General features: G+C 42.4%; 1 protein-coding gene. It reads left to right on the top strand.

The window, feature by feature from the left end:
* Positions 1-156: 156 nt before the first annotated feature.
* Positions 157-1,112 (top strand): asparagine synthase B (gene asnB, locus R7Q38_RS24410; protein ID WP_318114658.1); only part of this gene is annotated, 956 nt, incomplete at its 3' end.

Below are 1,112 nucleotides of genomic sequence, written 5' to 3' on the forward strand. Positions count from 1 at the left end.
TTAATTCCATTCATCAAAACAACAAATAAATTAAATATTATTTAATCAACAAGGCTTTTTATCATTTTTTTAATCACAAAACGTTGCTTTTTTTACTCAGAATGGCAAATTGAATCCATACCGATTAGAAATTGTTTAGTTTAGAAAGGATGTTGTATGTGTTCAGTATTTGGGATTTTAGACATTAAAAGTGATGCAGCGGCACTGCGTCCTATCGCGTTAGAAATGTCGAAAAAGCTTCGTCACCGTGGCCCTGACTGGTCTGGTATCTACTCTTCAGAAAGAGCAATCCTAGCTCACGAGCGCTTGGCTATCGTTGGTCTAAATAGCGGTGCTCAACCACTATACAGCCCTGATAAAAAACTAATCCTTGCCGTTAACGGTGAGATCTACAACCACAAAGAGATTCGCGCTCGCTACGAAGGCAAGTACGAATTCCAAACAGACTCTGACTGTGAAGTTATTTTAGCGCTGTATCAAGACATGGGTGCTGATCTTCTTGAAGAGCTAAACGGCATTTTTGCTTTCGTACTGTACGATGAAGAAAAAGATGAGTACCTAGTAGGTCGTGACCATATCGGTATCATTCCACTTTACCAAGGTTACGATGAACACGGTAACTACTACGTCGCTTCCGAAATGAAAGCACTCGTACCCGTTTGTAAAACAGTCAGCGAATTCCCTCCAGGTTCGCACTACAGCTCAAAAGATACAGAACCTCAGCGTTACTACATCCGTGACTGGAACGAATATGCAGCTGTTCAAGGTAACAGTACGAGTAAAGAAGAACTAACAGAAGCACTGGAAGCCGCTGTGAAACGTCAACTAATGACTGACGTACCATACGGCGTACTACTATCTGGTGGTCTGGATTCATCCATCACATCTGCGGTAGCAAAACGCTATGCTGCGATGCGTATCGAAGACGATGAAAAATCAGAAGCATGGTGGCCTCAACTTCACTCTTTTGCGGTTGGTCTTGAAGGCGCTCCAGACTTAAAAGCAGCACGTGAAGTGGCAGAAAAAATTGGCACCGTTCACCACGAAATGACATACACCATTCAAGAAGGTTTGGATGCTATTCGTGACGTGATTTACCACATCGAGACTTA

Origin of the sequence: Vibrio sp. Vb0598, assembly GCF_033338935.1 — a bacterium.
GTDB lineage: Bacteria > Pseudomonadota > Gammaproteobacteria > Enterobacterales > Vibrionaceae > Vibrio > Vibrio alginolyticus.